A 15,337-nucleotide genomic window follows, 5' to 3' on the forward strand; every position below is an offset into this window, starting at 1 on the left:
CGTCAGCGGCTCACGCCGACGATGCGCCGGGCCTCCTCGACGTTGGCGATCGGACGGCCGATCTGCTCGGCCATCTTGACCACGTTCTCCACCAGCTCGGCGTTGCTGCGCGAGGGCTCGCCGCCGGGCAGGTACGGGTTGTCCTCCCAGCCCACGCGTACGTGCCCGCCCAGCGCGATGGCCAGCGGCAGCAACTGCCACTGCGCCACCGGGTCCATCACGCTGATGTTCCAGTTGGTGTCCGGCGGGAGGTGCTTGACCATGTACATGAGCGCGTCCGGGGTGGGCGGGGTCCACGCGCCGCCCTGCCAGCCGAAGAAGAGCGTCGCCCAGGCCGTCTCCTTCAGCAGGCCCTGCCGCCGGACGTACTCAAGGTTCCAGAACGCGCCGGTGTAGAAGCACTCGATCTCCGGCTTGACGCCGTTCGCCTCGGCCGCGGTGACGAACTCGACCAGCTCGTCACGCGGGTGCAGGGAGTACATCTCGTTGGCCGGGTACGCCGGGTCCGGCTGGAAGTACTCGTCGTGCACGTTGAACGCGTACGACATCATGTCCGGGTTCAGCGACATCAGCTCCACCTTCTCCGGAAGGCGGGCGCTGGCGATGCCGAACTGGATGATCGGGTCGGTGCCGACCGTCCGGATCTTGTCGGTGAGGTCCTTCCACCCGGCAAAGTCAATCTTGGACAGCTTCTTGCCGTCCGCCTGGATGGCGTCCTCCAGGTAGTGCACACCGTGGTGGTGGCACAACGTCGCACCCGCGTTCACCGAGTCGATGTACTCCTGGCCGACCTTGCCGGTGTCCTCGATCGGCGGCATCCCCTGGTAGCCGGGATAGGACATCGTGCTGTCCACCGTGACGGTGATGACGAGCGGATCCATGGGGTCTTCTCCTTTATGTGCGTGTTGTTGGGGGGCTGGCTCAGAGCGGCACGGGCCGGCCCGTGGCCACCGACTCGTAGGCGCGCTCGATGACGCGCACCGCGTACGCGCCGTCCTCCGGCGCGACGGCGGTCGGCTCGCCGTTCGCGATCGAGTGGGCGAAGCTCTCGATCCCGGCCGCGATCGACTCGTACTTCCAGGTGTTCGGCGCGTAGGCGGTGCCGGGCAGCGGCGATCCTGCGTGGTCGCGCTTGCCGCGGAAGATCATCGCCGGGGGGTTCTGGTGCTGGTCCACGACGATCAGGCCCTTGGTGCCGTGTACCTCAAGGCGCTCGTTCCACGGCCCCCCGGAGGTGAACGTGGACTCCACCGAGAACAGCGCGCCGGACCGCATCCGGCCGCACACCACCGACCAGTCCTCCACCTGGCTGACCCCGACCAACTGCTCCGACAGCGCCCGCAGCGACGCGATCTCGCCGAACATCCACTTGAGCAGGTAGAAGGAGTGCGCCCCGGCGTCGATGATGGTGCCGCCGCCGGAGCCGTCCTGGCGTCCCTTCCACAGCTTCGGGTTGCCCAGCCGCTCGAACTCGTTGCCGCTGATCAGCGTGCGGACCAGCGTCACGTCGCCGATCTCGCCGGCGTTGACGGCATCCAGAGTGGCCTGGTAGGCGGGGATGAACCGGGTGTTCTCGTTGACGGTGAACGTGAGGCCCTTCTCGGCCGCGAGCGCGACGAGTTCGGCGGCGTGCGCCGCGTCCACGGTCATCGGCTTCTCGATCACGACGTGCTTGCCCGCCTCCAGGAACTCGCGGGCGACCTCGTAGTGGACGTTGTGCGGGAGCACCAGGTCCACGGCGTCGATCCGGTCGTCTTCCAGGAGCCGCCGGTGGTCCGTGCACGCCTCCGCGCCGAGCGCGGCGGCCGTCCGCTCGGCCACCGCCTGGTCGAAGTCGCAGACGACGACGGCGGCGAGGCCGTCCGCCCGCTGGTAGGCCAGGTGGTGGGCGAGCTGGTAGATCTCTCCGAGGCCGACGACGCCGAACCTGACGGGTCCGCTCACTTGGCCACGCTCCCTTCGAGGCGTTCGCGGATGATGGCGCGGTTGTGGGTGAGGGAGTCCATGACCCGCGACTCGTGCCGGAAGACCGCCACCGAGAGCACCCCGTCGAAGCCGGTGTCGCGCAGCGCGGTGAAGACCTCGTCCCAGTCGATGTCGCCCTGGCCGATGTCGAGGTGCTGGTGGTTGCGCACGCCGGGGCTCGACGGGTTGAGGAACGTACGTCCGGGCAGCAGCGTGTCCGCCAGGTGGACGTGGTCCATGGTGTCGCCCGCGTAGGCGATGATGTCGCGGTTGACGCCCTCGATGTGGCCGCGCTCGTCCTCCACGCCGGTGAGGTAGTAGGTGTGCGGCACGCAGTGCAGGTAGGTCACGTTGTCGCTCTGCAACCCGCGGATGAAGTCGACGGCCCCGACGCCGGACTCCACCCAGTCGCCCGGGTGCGGTTCGAGCGCGATCGTGATGCCCTCCGCCTCGGCGAGCGGCAGCACATCCTCAAGGGAGCGGCGCATCGCGGCCTCACCGGCCTGCGGGGCGGCCGGGTGCCCGGTGAACTCGGAGTTGATCCGGTCGCAGCCGAGATCGACGGCCAGCTGGACGGTCTGCTTCCAGTAGCCGACCGCCGCCCGCCGGATGTCCTCCTCCGAGCTGCCCCACGCCTGCTCGATGAAGATGGACGCGATCTCGACGCCGTGTGTCTTCGACGCCGCCGCGATCTCGGCGATCTTGGCCTTGGACGCCCGCCTGCCGCCGTAGCTCGGCATCACGTCCGGCCGGGGGGACAGCTCCAGGTACTCGAAACCGGCCTCGCGGACGGTCGAGAACACCGTGTCGATGGGGTGTGGACGCAGCATCCACGTATCGGTCGCGATCTTCATCTCGCTCCTCGTTGATCGGTTGCCGTGCTTGTGCGGTGGTCGCGCAGCGCCTCGTGCGTGATCACGACCCGGCCGCTCGCCTGTCCGCTGCGCAGGCGGGCCAGCGCCTCGTTGGAGCGCTCCAGCGGGTACTCCTCGTCCAGCGGCGGGGTGATGACGCCCTTGGCGAGCAGCCGCAGCGCGTCCTGCTGGTCGCGGCGGTCGCCGTTGCGCGAGCCGACGATCTCCAGCTCGCGCTGGGCGATGGTCGTCGAGCTGATGCCCGGGAAGTCGGGTTCCTCGCCGACCACGACGATCCGGCCCCGGCGGCGTACGTACTGGGCCGCGTCGGCCATCGACGCCGACGTTCCCACCAGGTCGATCACCAGGTCGGCCCCGTCGGTCCACGCCTGGATCCGTGCCACGCGATCCGGTGCCGAGGCCAGGGCGGTGAGAGCGGCCCCGTTGCGGGCGGCCAGCGCCAGGTTGTCCTCCCGCGTATCGACGGCCGCCGCCGCGATACCGGCGTCGGCCAGGATCTGCAGGACGATCTGCCCGATGCCGCCCGCGCCGATCACCACCGCCGTCTCCACCGGCGTCACCGTGCCGCGGCGGTAGGCGTGCAGGGCGGTGACGACCGCGCAGCTCGACAGCCCGGCGATCCTGGGGTCCAGCCCCTCGGGGACCTTCAGCAGGTTGCCGGCCGGGGCCGTGAAGTACTCGGCGAAGCCCCCCGGCAGCGTCACGCCGATGATGCCGCGCAGGTGCAGGGCCTGCGCGTGGGCGCCCTCCCGGGTGAACCGGCACTCCCGGTCCGCGACGAACAGGTGGGGGACGACGACCTCGCCGACCTCCACCTCAGACACCGCCGCGCCGCGTTCGACCACGACGCCCGCGGGCTCGTGGCCCATGATGTGCGGCAGTTCCGGGACGTAGGCGAGGCCGTCCTGGATGTGCAGGTCGGTCCGGCACACGCCGCTGGACAGCGTGCGGATCAGCACCTCGTCGGGGCCGATCCGGGGGACCGGCACCTCGCGGATCTCCAGCGGGCGGCCGATGCCGGTCAGCAGCGCGGCGCGCATGAGGGCGCTCATCGCCACCGCTCCGCCCACGCGTCGAAGAACCGGGTCGCGGCAACGGCGGTCGAGTCGTAGTAGCCGTAGCAGCCCTCGGTGGTCACCAGCGTCGGCAGGCGTAGCCCGGCGATCCGGTCGGCCAGGACGGCGAAGTCGTCCACCTCCAGGCGGAGCAGCCCGAACCCCTGTTCCTGGTGGGCGTCATAGCCCAGGGCCAGGACCAGGTACTTCGGCGCGAAGCGGCCGATCGCGGAAAGCGCGGTCGCCAGGGCGGCCTCGTAGGCGGCGAAGCCCGAGCCGACCGGCAGCGGGAGGTTCAGGTTGGCGCCCGGCGCGGCGGGGCCGCCGGTCTCCTCGGCGAACCCGGCGACGTGCGGCCAGCCCTCGGCGTGGATCGAGACCGTCAGGACCGAGGGGTCGTCGTAGAACGCGGCCTGGGTGCCGTTGCCGTGGTCCTGGTCGATGTCGAGCACGGCGACCCGGCCGTCCCGGGAGAGTTCGCGCGCGGCGATGGCGGCGTTGGCGAACAGGCACAGGCCGCCCCCGATGGCGGGCAGCGCATGGTGGCCCGGGGGACGGCACGGCACCAGCACCATCGCCGGGTCCCCGCCGCGCCCGGCGAGCCAGCGGGCCCCCTGATGGGAGGCCGCCGCGCTGTGCAGCGCGCCCTGGCACACCGCGGGCGTGGCCCGGGTGACCTCGTCGAAGAAGTACTGGATGTGCCGGCCCTCGAAGGTCCGCGGCTCGGACACCCGCAGCTCGGGCATCGCGATGACGTTCAGCGGGAACTTCGTGGCGCCCTCCGGCCGCCCGGCGCCCTCCTTGACGAACTCGACGTAGCCGGGGGCGTGCACGGTGAGCGCCGCCGCTCCGTCGTCCGTCTCGGGCACGAGCCGCGCCGCGTCCGGGAACGCCCGCCGGAACGCCGCCAGCGTGGCCGTCACCGACGTCGGATAGACGAGGTCGGGGAACTCCTGGTGCTCGACGTAGGGTTCGGTCATCTCCGCGAAGACCGGGTTGAAGCTCATGAGTCCCCCATTCGGCTCAGTGCCACGCGTACGGTGCGCACGAGCCAAGCCATGACGAACCGGAGGAGTACCGCGACCGCTCCCGCGCCGAGCAGGACGACGGCGACGACGGCTGTCCTCGGGCTCACTTCGAGTTTGATGTCCTGGAACATCCGCAGCGGCAGCGTCACCGCGGTCGGCCCGGACATGAAGGTGGCCACGACGACGTCGTCGAACGCGGTGAGGAAGGCGAACACGAAGCCGCTGACCAGCGCCGGGCGCAGCGCGGGCAGCATCACGTGCCGCAGCACCGAGATCGGCCCCGCGCCCAGGCTGCGCGCGGCGTTCTCCAGCCGGACGTCGAGGTTACGCAGCGCCGCCGCGGTGATGGACACCGCGAAGGGCAGCCCGAGGACCACGTACGGCAGGATCAGGCCCTGCGGCGTGCCGACCAGGCCCTGCGGCGCCACCAGCAGGAAGAAGCCCAGGCTGTAGATCATCGGCGGCACGATCATCGGCATCGCGACCAGGATCGCGACCGGCCCCCGGGCCCGCCGCGGGCCGCGTACCAGGCCGAACGCCCCGAGGCCGCCGATGACGACGCCGATCGCGGCGGACCCGGACGCGACGGCCAGGCTCAGGAACGTGGAGTCGAGCCACGCCGTGTCGGCGAAGTACTCGGCGAACCACCGGGTGGAGTACTCCTGCGGCGGGAACGTCAGGTACGTCGCGTCGCTGAACGACCAGATCGCCACCACGACCAGCGGCGTGACCAGCAGCGCCGCCCCGGCGACCCAGCTTCCCACCAGGATCGGCAGGCGCAGCCGCCCGGCGAGGCCGAGGCCGGTGTCCAGCACCCGGGCCCACAGCCCGTCGAACCGTCCGCCAGCCCGGACGCGCCGGGCCGGGCGTACATCGCCCGACGGTTCGACGGCGAGCTGCGGCGCGAGGAAGCGGAACAGCACGGTGAACAGCGCCAGCACGATCAGCAGCAGCAGCGCGGCCTGCGCCGCGGCCCCGGCGGGATCGACGAGGTTGGAGAACTGCACCAGGATCGACTGCGCGATGAGCGTGTCCCCGGGCCCGCCGAGCAGCGCGGGCGTCACGTAGAAGCCCAGGGTGCTGATGAAGACGAGGGCCGCCGCCGCCAGTACGGCCGACGAGGTGGCGGGCCGGTAGACGTGCCAGTGCGCGACGGCGGGCGCGGCCCCCAGGCTCTGCGCGGCGCGCACCGGGGCGCGGTCGATGCCGCTCATCACGCTGTAGATCGGCAGCAGCGCCAGCGGCAGCAGGATCTGCACCGTGCCGATCAGCATGCCGGTCTGGTTGAACACCAGCTCGGGGGGCGAATCGACGCCGAGCAGTTCGAGCGTGCCCGCGACCAGCCCGTTCGGCGCGAGGATCGCGATCCACGCGTAGGAGCGGATCAGGATGCTGGTGAAGTACGGCACGAGCACCACGACCATCAGCACGCCGCGCACCCGCTTGGGCATGCGGGTGAGCGCGTACGCCATGCAGTACCCGAGCACCACGCAGATCACCGTGGACAACGCGGCGATGACGAGGGTGCGGCGGATCGCGCGCCAGAAGACCGGCGAGGTCACCTGCTCGCGGTAGTTGTCCAGGGTGAACCCCTGCCCGCCGCCGAAACTGTCGGCCAGCAGCGTGCCCAGCGGGACGACGAACAGCAGGATCAAGACCGCGAGGAGCGGCACGAGGGTGAGCCACCGGCGGTCCGGCCGGCCCCGCGAACGGGAGGCCAGACCACCGGTGACCCGCACCGGGGAGCTGTCGACCGACATGGATCTCCTAGATCGAGGTCGTCTTGTCGCAGGAGGTCATGGGGCTACTTGGAGACCCACGCCTGCCAGCGCTCGATGGCGACTTCCTCGTTGCTCTTGTCCGACCCGGGGGCGGTGGCGGTCCACCACGCGTAGTCCTGGGTCACGGCGGACTCGATGTTCTTCGGCGACGTCGGCAGCAGGGCCGCGCGGTCGGCGGAGAGCGTGTCGAACGCCGCGGAGTTGGCCGGGGAGTAGGTGATCGCGTTGGCGAACTCGGCCTGCGGCCCGGCCTCCATCATGAAGGCGAGCAGCTTCTGCGCGTTCGCGGCGTTCTTGGCGCCCTTGAGCACGGCCCAGTTGTCGTACTGGAGGATCGCCCCGTTCCACGTACCGGCCACCGGCGCGCCCTTGTCCTCGGCCCCGGCCACCCGGCCGTTCCAGGCGCTGGCCGCCGTCGCCTGACCGCCGGTGAGCAACTGGATGGGCTCGGCCCCGGTCTCCCAGAACTTCACCAGGTTCGGCTTGAGCCGGTCCAGGCTCTTGAACACGCGGTCGTAGTCGATCGGGTAGAGGTCGTCCGGCGCCACGCCGTCGGCCAGCGCGGCGATCTCGAACGTCCCGCTGCCCGCTCCCCACGAGCCGGGGGCGAGGGTCCGCTTGCCGGGGAACTTCGCAACGTTCCAGAAGTCGGCCCAGGAGGTCAGCTTCTGGCCGCCCAGCTTGTCGGTGCTCCAGGCCGGGATGACGGAGATGAAGTACGCCGGTACCGCGTCGTCGGCGGCCTTGACCGGGGCGATCTTGTCGCGGACGCCGTCCTTCCAGACCTTGTAGTCGATCGGCTCCAGCGCCTTGTCGTCGCGGAACCGCTGGAGCACCGCGCCGTTGATGTTCACCAGGTCGAAGGCGGGGGCCCCGGCCTTGACGCCGGTGAGCACCACGGCGGCGTCGAACTCGCCGGAGGCGAGCACCACGTCGATCCCGGTCGCCTTCTCGAACGGGTCGAAGAACGCCTTCTTCATCGCCTTGCCCAGGTCGCCGCCGGGGTCGGGGACGATGACCTTACCGGCGGAAGAGGTCTTCCCGGAGTCGGCGCCGCCGCCACAGGCGGCCGTCGTGAGCAGCGTGCTGACCGCCACCACCGCCCCCAGCGCGGTCTTGCGAGACATCTTCATCAGCCGAACCTTTCTGTCGTGCAGATCTCTGAAGGGGATTTGGCCGGCGGCCTGTCACGAGGCCCGGTCCGCCGCGGGGTAGCCCCGTGCGGCCCGGGCGTCCCAGTGGACGGCGACACGGTCGCCCACGTCCCACCGGGTCTCCCGGATGCTGCCGAGCGAAAGGCGGGCGCTCAGATCGCCGATCGGCGTCTCGACGACGTGCAGGGCGGTCGCGCCCTCGTACAGCACGTCGCTGACGGTGCCGGGTACGGCCGGCGCTTCGGCCTGGTCAGGGGGGAGCAGGGAGACCTGCTCCGGGCGTACTCCGACCTCGACACCGGAGCCGGGCCGCAGCGACGCCACGTTCTCGACGTCCCTGTGGTGCTCGGGCCGGTCGCCGTCGAGGACGACGCGGACGCGGCCGTCGGGGTCCAGCACGGCGCGGCCGGTGAAGAAGTTGGTCTCTCCGACGAAGTCCGCGACGAAGGCGCTGGACGGGCGTTCGTACAGGTCATCGGGGGTGCCGAGCTGTTCGACGACGCCGTCGTTCATCACCGCGACCCGGTCGGCCATGGTCAGCGCCTCGTTCTGGTCGTGGGTCACGTAGATGACGGTCGCGCCGAGGTTGCGCTGGAGGCGTTTGATCTCCACCCGCATGTGCTCGCGCAGCCGCTTGTCGAGCGCGCCGAGCGGTTCGTCCATGAGGAGCAGGGCGGGGCGGAACACGATGGCCCGGGCCAGCGCCACCCGCTGCTGCTGGCCGCCGGAGAGCCGGTCGGGGAACCGGGCGGCGTACCCCTCCAGCTTGACCAGTTCGAGGGCGTGCTGGATGTGGCCGCGCTGCTCCCGCATCGACATACCGCGCATACGCAGCGGGAACCCCACGTTCTGGGCGACCGTCATGTGTTTGAATAGCGCGTAGTGCTGGAACACGACGCCGATGCCGCGCTTGTGCGGGGCCAGGCGCGCGACGTCCCGGCCGTTGATCCGGATCGCACCGCTCGTGGGCTTCTCGAAGCCGGTGAGCATGTTGAGCAACGTCGTCTTTCCCGCGCCGGAGGGCCCAAGGATCGCCAAGAACTCACCGCGGCGGATGCTCAGCGAGATTCCCCGTACCGCCTCGACCGTTCCGTACTTCTTCGTCAGGCCGTCCAGCTCAACCTCACCGCCCGTCGCGGCCCCATCCAGGGTGCGGTCCCCAGCTTGGACGCCCTCCGAGACCTCGGACATCCTCAACTCCTCAACTAAGTTGCAGCCATTGCAACGCGTTTGGCTGAACATAGGCAGCCCAAGTGGGCGTGTCAAGAGGCTTCGTGCTGGCTTATGGCCATATGTCCGGCTCTACCGGCGGATCTGACCGCCATCTTCCCGTGTGGCGCACAGCGTGCTATGTTGCGGACAGCGCAACGCCGCTCAGTCTCTGGCGTGTGCCGTTGCGTAGTGAGAAGATTCCGCGAAGACGGTCCGTCCTGGATCTTGGTAAGGAGAGAATCATCTCTATGCCAGACAAGCGATCACCGGACGACGACCTCGGGAACATGTCGCACATCCGGCGTGGCCTCATGGTTCTTGAACAACTGGCCACCCGGTCGGCGACGGCTGCCGAGGTGGGTCGGTTGGTCAACGTGAACCGCAGCAGCGCGCTGCGCATCCTCGGTGATCTGGTGGACGCCGGCTACGTCGCCCGCGACGACGCCACCAAGGAGTTCACCATCCGCCCGGAGCGGTTCTACGGGCTGATCGTCAACCATCCCGCGCACGAGCAGCTGATGGAGAAGGTCGGGCCCCTGCTCAAGCGGCTGACCGGCGAGACCGGCGAGGCGTCGCTGTTCGCCGCCCCGGCCAGCGGCAGCATGGTCTACGTCCACTACCAGCCGTCGTCGGAGGTGCTGACGCTGCGCGAACGGATCGGCACCGTGCGGCCCATCCACTGCTCGGCGGTGGGCCGGGCCTACCTGTCGACGATGGACGCCAGGGCGCTGGACGAAGTACTCGGCACGCTCGACTACTCGGGCGGCACCGAGCGGGCCGCCAAGGGCCCGCTGGAACTACGGCGGCGGGTCGAGGAGGCGCGCGACGCCGGTTTCGCGCTCGACATCGACGAGACGCTGGTCGGCGCGTCGTGCGTCGCGGCCCCCCTGAACCACCACGGCCGGTGCATCGGCTCGATCGCGCTGTCCGGCCCGACCTCCCGCATGCCCCCCGAGCGGCTCGTCGAGCTGGGCGCCCTGGTGGCCAAGGAACTCATGCAGACCTTCTGATCTGTTCCGCGTTGGCGTACTGAACGCCGAGCGGGTCCGGATCGTCGGCGGACACGCGGTGCCGGAACGTCCACCACGCCCATGCCTGCGTGGCCAGCAGCAACGGCGTCACCACCGCCATGACCGGCACCAGGAACGTCGGCTCGGCGAGCGAGTCGCGCAGCGGGAGCCGGGCGCCCGCCAGTACGCCGAGGGCGGCCAGCGCCACCGCCGTCACCCCGAACGCGACCCGCTCGCCCGGCCGCGCCGCCGTCCCGGCCCACAGGCGTCCGGCCCGCTCACGCGGCGCTCCCGGCAGCCGCAGCGCCGCGAACGTCAGCCCATGGGCACAGAACAGCGCCGCCACCAGCGGCACCCCCACCAGCGGGGACAGCCCGGCGATGCCGGACAGCAGCAGCCCCAGGGACACCGCCACCGTCCAGCTTCCCGCCGTGATCGCCGCGACCGCCGTCCGGCCGCCCCCGCCGTACAGCCAAAGGCCCAGGTCCCGCACGACCCAGCCGAAGAGCAGCAGCACCACCGCCGTGTAGTTGCCGCCGATCAGCGTCTCCTCCAGCGCGGGGAACGCCCCGGCGATCACCCCCACCGCCGCGACCAGCCAGACCTCGGTGGTCAGGAAGAACGGCATGACGGCCAGCCGAACCAGCCTGCGTTCGGCGCGCGTCCGGCCCAGGTAGGGCAGCAGCATCCCGGCGCCGAGGTCAGCCCCGGCCAGCACGAGGTAGCCGACCGCGTAGCAGGCGAGTACACCGATGGCGAGCAACTCCATGCCGCAAAGGCTCGGCCATCGGGGCGTTCGCACGCATCCCCCAGGCGGACCGGATCGGTGTACGACGGTGGTTTCATCGGCCGCCCGCGGCTACATCCCGGGTTGTGCGGCAGGCCGCTGACCTGGGCGGAAAAATCTCCATGTGCGGCGACCCCCGGCCGCGGTCTAATCTCCCCGGGGTAAGCGGAACCGCCGCGAACGCGGGCAACGGGCGCGGCGGTTCCTCGGCACTTCCAGTACCTTGCAGGGAGTCTAGGTGACAACACTGGTGACAGGGGCGAGCGGCCGCATCGGCAGGTGGGTGGTCCGCGGGCTGGTCGGAGCGGGTGCGCGCGTCCGCGCGATGTCCCGCGACCCCGAGGCGGCACGGGCCCTGCTCCCGGCCGGAGTGGAGATCGTCCCCGGCGACTTCACGCGGCCCGAAACCTGGTCCGCGGCGCTCGACGGCGTGCGGCGGGTCCACCTCTTCCCGCGCGTCGATCCGGAGGGCGGGTTCGTACGGCGGGCGGTCGAGGCCGGGACGCGCAGGTTCGTCGTCCACTCCGCGGTGGCGGCCGGCTTCGCGGAGGGCGGCACGCCCACGTCCGCGCTGTCCCCCCTGGAACGCCACCTCGCCCACGAACGCGACTGGCACCGCGGCGTCGAACGCTCGGTGGAGGCCACCGGCGTCGAATGGACCCACGTACGTCCCGGCCTGCCCGCGAACTGGGCCTTGGGCTGGGCCGATGGGATCCGCGGGGCGGGCGAGGTACGCTCACCCCACCCCGGCAGCGCGAGCGTGGTCGTCCACGAGGCCGACGTCGCCGAGATCGCTGTGTCCGCACTTCTTACCGACGACCACTTCGGCGCGACCTACACCATCACCGGGCCCGGTCCGATCACGCAGGCCGAACAGGTCCGGACGATCGGCGCGGCGCTGGGGCGGGAGATCCGTTTCGTGGAACTCACGCCGGAGCAGGCGCGGGCGGAGTGGCACGACCCGGCGGGTGGCATCGACGACGACGTACTGGACTGGCTGATTCCGCTGCTCGCGTCCCCGCTCGTCGATATCGTCCCGGCGACGACGACGTACGAGGAGATCACCGGCCGTCCCCCGCGCACATTCGCCCAGTGGGCACACGACAACGTGGCCGACTTCCAATAACCGGCTGTCCGGCCCCCGACGATGCGGAGGTCGTCCGGGGCGCCCCGGACGACCCCACCGGTTACTTCCCCCGGTCGATCCGCTCTCATCAATGCCAAGTACCTACTCGCCCTCGTCAATACCTAGTACCTGATCGCCTTCGCTTCGTTCAGCCGCCCTTGCCTTGCCGGGCTTCGCCCGGCCTGTCGCTTCGGTCCGAGCCGTCCTGCGGGTGTGTGCCGGTGCGGGTCAGAAGAGAGATGGGCCTGCTGACACTCCGCATACAGATTCCGCCAACGCCGAGTACCTGATCGCCTTCGCTTCGCTCAGCCGCCCTTTCCTTGCCGGGCTTCGCCCGGCCCGTCGCTTCGGTCCGAACCGTCCTGCGGGTTCTGCGCCGGTCTGGGGGATGGGCGGTGTTGGGCGTGCGGATTCGACTGATGCGCCCCGGCCCACCTGGTCGACATCGCCGTCCGCACCCCCCTGGCAGAACATGTCGCCCTGCCCAGCGTGGCCCACATGGGCTACCCAGAAAGGGAACCCCTCCGAGCGCATCTCCACCACCGCCTGCGCCCTACTCAAGCCATGTCCGTGGCTGATCGCGTTCGCTTCGCTCAGTCGTTCTTCCTTGCCGGGCTTCGCCCGGTCTGTCGCCTCGGTTGGAGCTGTCCTGCGGGTCTGTGCCGGTGCGGGTCAGAGGAGGATTCTTGCTGCTCACCGGGCCGCTGCCGGAGGCCCGGGGGTAAGTCAAGCCTTACCTTTTGGTGATTTCTCCGCTTATGCTCGCTGGCGAGGAAACGACCATTGGGGAGGTTGATCGGCGTGGCCGAGAATATCGGTGAGAAGGCTGTTCGGTGTCTGCGGCTGCTGGAGTCCTACGATTTCACAGGGGTTCAGGAGATGTGTACCGAAACGGCGACCGTCTGGCACAACGACGGCAGCGGGGAGCAGCTAATGGGCGAAAAACTGGAACAGCTCAGGCTGCTCGTGGGTGGTGTTCGCTCGTTGCGCTATGAGATCATTCGGCAATTCTTTGATTCAGATGAAGTGCTACAGCAGCAGGTGCTTCGGGCGATCACGGCCGACGGCACGGTGAATGAAATCCACGCCACGATGTACTTCCGCTTCGATGGCGGTCTCATCGATCGGATCGAGGAGTACTCCTACGCGGTCCCGGCCGGGCGCTGAGGGGGGTGGGCACGGTGGAAGGCAAGATCGCGGTGCCGGGCGGGAAGGTCTGGTACCGCAGGACGGGCGGTGGTGGCGTGCCGCTGTTGCTCGTCCATGGCGGGCCCGGCTACCCGAGTGATCTGTTGTTCGAGGCGTTCGAGCCGCTGGCCGGTGAGCGTGAGGTGATCTGGTACGACCAGCTCGGGGTGGGGCGTTCCGATCCTCTCGATGATGTGTCGCTGCTGACGGTGGACCGCTTCCTGGACGAACTCGGCGCGGTCATCGAAGGTCTCGGCCTGCGCCGGCCGCACGTCTATGGGCATTCCTGGGGGGCCATGCTGGGGCTTCAGTACGCGGCGCAGCGGGCCCCCGATTGGACGAGCCTGGTCTGTGCCAATGGGGTGGCGAGCGTGCCGAGGTTCCAGGAGGAGTTGCAGGGGCTGATGGCGGGGTTGCCGGGGGATGTGCTGGATCGGACGTACGGGCGGGAATTGCGCGGGGAGACGGACGACCCGGATTATTGGGCGGCTCAAGAGGAGTACTTGCGCGCATGCGTGGTACGGACCTCAACGATCAGCCTCGACGCGGGCCGAATGAGCCTGCTGACATTCCGTACACTGATCGGACACGCCGATTACCACATCACCGGCACCTTGAAGGACTGGGACATCTTCCCTGAGCTGGGTCGAATTCGCGTCCCCACACTGGTCTTCGGCGGCGAATTCGACGAGTGCGTCCCGACGCATCTGGCCGACATCGCCGCCCGGATACCAGATTCAGAACACATCACCCAGCCCGGCGCGGCCCACATGGGCTTTCTGGAAAAGGAACCCCTCCGCAGCGAGTATATCTCCACCATCGCCGCCTACCTCGCCCGCATAGAGTCCCGCCCACGCCCCACCTGATCCCCAGCGCCATCCATTTGCCCTGCGTCCGTCAATGCCAAGTACCTGATCGTCTTCGCTTCGCTCAGCCGTTCTTTCCCTGCCGGGCTTCGGTTCGAGTCGAGAGTCCACATTCAGGCGGTACGGTCGCGTTTGCGCAGGTCGTGGCAATCGGCCTCGGGCTCGGTCCCATGAGTTCCACTGCTGGCTGAAAACCGCTGAGTTGGGTCCGAGAGGTCTGTGCGGCTGCGTGGCCGAGGGGACGCCCGGGGGATTGCGCCGCCGAGTCCTCGTTGCCGTTGCTTCCGTGGTTGGGCCGCTCGTGCCCGGGTGCTGGCTGATCCTCGCCTTTGGACGCGAGCCGAAAGTGGATACGAAATGGTCTGGCGGGTGGTGAGGGATGTGCGGCACGGTCCCTAACCGGACAAGGTGGTGTCGAGGCGGGAGTTGGCGTGGCTGAGAAGAAGGTCGCCGTTGTGACCGGGACGTCCAGTGGGATCGGTCTGCACACCGCTGTGGGGCTGGCCCGGGCGGGTGTACAGGTCGTGGCCACCATGCGGGACACCGGTATGGCCGGTCCGTTGCTGGCGGAGGCGGCGGGGCAAGGGGTGGAGATCGCGGTACGCGGGCTGGATGTCACCGATCGGGCCGGGGCCGTGCGGTGTCTGGATGAGGTGGCGGAGGAGTACGGGCCGGTGGGCATCCTGGTGAACAATGCCGGGCAGTGCATCGCCGGGACGCTGGAGGAGCTGGACGACGCGGCCCTGCAGCACATGCTGGACGTGAACTACCTGGGAGTGGCCGCGCTCACCCGTCATGTGCTGCCGTCGATGCGCGAGGCCGGAGCCGGTCGGATCGTCACCGTCAGCAGCAATGGTGCCGCCCATGGCGAGCCCTTCCTGGACGCGTACTGCGGCTCGAAGTTCGCCGTCGAGGGGCTGATGCAGTCGCTCGCGCCCGTGGCCGCGCGTTTCGGGGTGGCGGTCAGTGTAGTCGAACCCGCGTTCACCGCGACGAAGATGACCGAGAACATGGACTTCAGCCGGGTCTTCGGCCCCGATGACCCCTACAACGGCCTGGCGGAGAACTTCGCCCGCCATGCCAACGGCCTCATGGCGCAGGCCCAACCGGCGGCCGAGGCGGCGGCGGTCGTGGTCGAGGCCGCGATGACCGACAGCCCGCGTTTCCGGTGGCAGACCTCCGAGGCGGCCAGGGAGCTGGTCGGGCTGTCCATCTCGGATCTGGACGGCGGCAACGTCATCAGCGCGATGTCCACCTGGCTGGACTGACGGCCGTGACGGTACGGCGTAT

General features: G+C 69.7%; 14 protein-coding genes. 5 read left to right on the plus strand and 9 right to left on the minus strand.

Going from position 1 to position 15,337, the window contains the following annotated elements:
* Nucleotides 1–2: 2 nt before the first annotated feature.
* Genes DP939_RS35035 through DP939_RS35070 form a run of 8 tightly spaced genes read right to left on the minus strand, consistent with a single transcriptional unit; the run spans nucleotide 3 to nucleotide 9,049 of the window.
* A complete protein-coding gene (locus DP939_RS35035; protein ID WP_113985136.1) occupies nucleotides 3–881 on the minus strand; it encodes a BKACE family enzyme in 879 nt (292 codons plus the stop codon).
* Between the two features lie 40 nt (nucleotides 882–921).
* Nucleotides 922–1,944, minus strand: coding sequence for a Gfo/Idh/MocA family protein (locus DP939_RS35040; RefSeq protein WP_113985137.1), 1,023 nt, complete (start codon nucleotides 1,942–1,944; stop codon nucleotides 922–924).
* Complete coding sequence (locus DP939_RS35045; RefSeq protein ID WP_113985138.1) at nucleotides 1,941–2,819, minus strand: sugar phosphate isomerase/epimerase family protein; 879 nt, start codon at nucleotides 2,817–2,819, stop codon at nucleotides 1,941–1,943. The genes DP939_RS35040 and DP939_RS35045 overlap by 4 nt, the downstream gene beginning before the upstream one ends.
* Nucleotides 2,816–3,892, minus strand: a complete 1,077-nt coding sequence (locus DP939_RS35050; RefSeq protein WP_147268252.1) for an alcohol dehydrogenase catalytic domain-containing protein — start codon at nucleotides 3,890–3,892, stop codon at nucleotides 2,816–2,818. Before DP939_RS35050 ends, DP939_RS35045 begins: the two co-directional genes overlap by 4 nt.
* Nucleotides 3,889–4,902, minus strand: a complete 1,014-nt coding sequence (locus tag DP939_RS35055) for an arginase family protein (RefSeq protein ID WP_113985140.1) — start codon at nucleotides 4,900–4,902, stop codon at nucleotides 3,889–3,891. The genes DP939_RS35050 and DP939_RS35055 overlap by 4 nt, the downstream gene beginning before the upstream one ends.
* The gene (locus tag DP939_RS35060; protein WP_113985141.1) at nucleotides 4,899–6,683 is read right to left on the minus strand and encodes an ABC transporter permease subunit; all 1,785 of its coding nucleotides are present in this window, start codon (nucleotides 6,681–6,683) and stop codon (nucleotides 4,899–4,901) included. The genes DP939_RS35055 and DP939_RS35060 overlap by 4 nt, the downstream gene beginning before the upstream one ends.
* A gap of 44 nt (nucleotides 6,684–6,727) precedes the next feature.
* Entirely contained in the window at nucleotides 6,728–7,837 is a 1,110-nt protein-coding gene (locus tag DP939_RS35065; protein ID WP_113985142.1) for an ABC transporter substrate-binding protein, read from the minus strand.
* A gap of 54 nt (nucleotides 7,838–7,891) precedes the next feature.
* Entirely contained in the window at nucleotides 7,892–9,049 is a 1,158-nt protein-coding gene (locus tag DP939_RS35070) for an ABC transporter ATP-binding protein (RefSeq protein ID WP_113985143.1), read from the minus strand.
* Between the two features lie 269 nt (nucleotides 9,050–9,318).
* Here DP939_RS35070 and DP939_RS35075 point away from each other — a divergent pair, with 269 nt between their 5' ends.
* The gene (locus DP939_RS35075; protein ID WP_158578875.1) at nucleotides 9,319–10,080 is read left to right on the plus strand and encodes an IclR family transcriptional regulator; all 762 of its coding nucleotides are present in this window, start codon (nucleotides 9,319–9,321) and stop codon (nucleotides 10,078–10,080) included.
* Here DP939_RS35075 and DP939_RS35080 read toward each other — a convergent pair.
* A complete protein-coding gene (locus tag DP939_RS35080) occupies nucleotides 10,064–10,849 on the minus strand; it encodes a cytochrome d ubiquinol oxidase subunit II (RefSeq protein ID WP_113985145.1) in 786 nt (261 codons plus the stop codon). The two genes, DP939_RS35075 and DP939_RS35080, sit on opposite strands and share 17 nt — an antisense overlap.
* A gap of 256 nt (nucleotides 10,850–11,105) precedes the next feature.
* On the opposite strand from DP939_RS35080, the gene DP939_RS35085 reads away from it, so the two are divergent.
* The 4 genes from DP939_RS35085 (at nucleotide 11,106) to DP939_RS35100 (ending at nucleotide 15,315) form a co-directional block, all read left to right on the plus strand.
* A complete protein-coding gene (locus DP939_RS35085) occupies nucleotides 11,106–11,993 on the plus strand; it encodes an NAD(P)H-binding protein (protein WP_225878689.1) in 888 nt (295 codons plus the stop codon).
* An 801-nt stretch (nucleotides 11,994–12,794) separates the two neighbouring features.
* On the plus strand, nucleotides 12,795–13,160 hold the full coding sequence (locus DP939_RS35090; protein ID WP_113985171.1) for a nuclear transport factor 2-like protein: 366 nt from the start codon (nucleotides 12,795–12,797) through the stop codon (nucleotides 13,158–13,160).
* 14 nt (nucleotides 13,161–13,174) lie between these two features.
* Complete coding sequence (locus DP939_RS35095; RefSeq protein ID WP_158578877.1) at nucleotides 13,175–14,047, plus strand: proline iminopeptidase-family hydrolase; 873 nt, start codon at nucleotides 13,175–13,177, stop codon at nucleotides 14,045–14,047.
* 431 nt (nucleotides 14,048–14,478) lie between these two features.
* Complete coding sequence (locus tag DP939_RS35100) at nucleotides 14,479–15,315, plus strand: SDR family NAD(P)-dependent oxidoreductase (RefSeq protein WP_113985148.1); 837 nt, start codon at nucleotides 14,479–14,481, stop codon at nucleotides 15,313–15,315.
* The last annotated feature ends 22 nt before the right edge of the window (nucleotides 15,316–15,337 follow it).

Origin of the sequence: Spongiactinospora rosea (assembly GCF_003315795.1) — a bacterium.
Taxonomy (GTDB): domain Bacteria; phylum Actinomycetota; class Actinomycetes; order Streptosporangiales; family Streptosporangiaceae; genus Spongiactinospora; species Spongiactinospora rosea.

Coding starts and splice junctions, on each gene's coding strand:
- DP939_RS35035 (WP_113985136.1), bottom strand. CDS start 881: ATGGATCCGCTCGTCATCACCGTCACGGTGGACAGCACGATGTCCTAT.
- DP939_RS35045 (WP_113985138.1), bottom strand. CDS start 2,819: ATGAAGATCGCGACCGATACGTGGATGCTGCGTCCACACCCCATCGAC.
- DP939_RS35050 (WP_147268252.1), bottom strand. CDS start 3,892: ATGAGCGCCCTCATGCGCGCCGCGCTGCTGACCGGCATCGGCCGCCCG.
- DP939_RS35055 (WP_113985140.1), bottom strand. CDS start 4,902: ATGAGCTTCAACCCGGTCTTCGCGGAGATGACCGAACCCTACGTCGAG.
- DP939_RS35060 (WP_113985141.1), bottom strand. CDS start 6,683: ATGTCGGTCGACAGCTCCCCGGTGCGGGTCACCGGTGGTCTGGCCTCC.
- DP939_RS35065 (WP_113985142.1), bottom strand. CDS start 7,837: ATGAAGATGTCTCGCAAGACCGCGCTGGGGGCGGTGGTGGCGGTCAGC.
- DP939_RS35070 (WP_113985143.1), bottom strand. CDS start 9,049: ATGTCCGAGGTCTCGGAGGGCGTCCAAGCTGGGGACCGCACCCTGGAT.
- DP939_RS35075 (WP_158578875.1), top strand. CDS start 9,319: ATGCCAGACAAGCGATCACCGGACGACGACCTCGGGAACATGTCGCAC.
- DP939_RS35080 (WP_113985145.1), bottom strand. CDS start 10,849: ATGGAGTTGCTCGCCATCGGTGTACTCGCCTGCTACGCGGTCGGCTAC.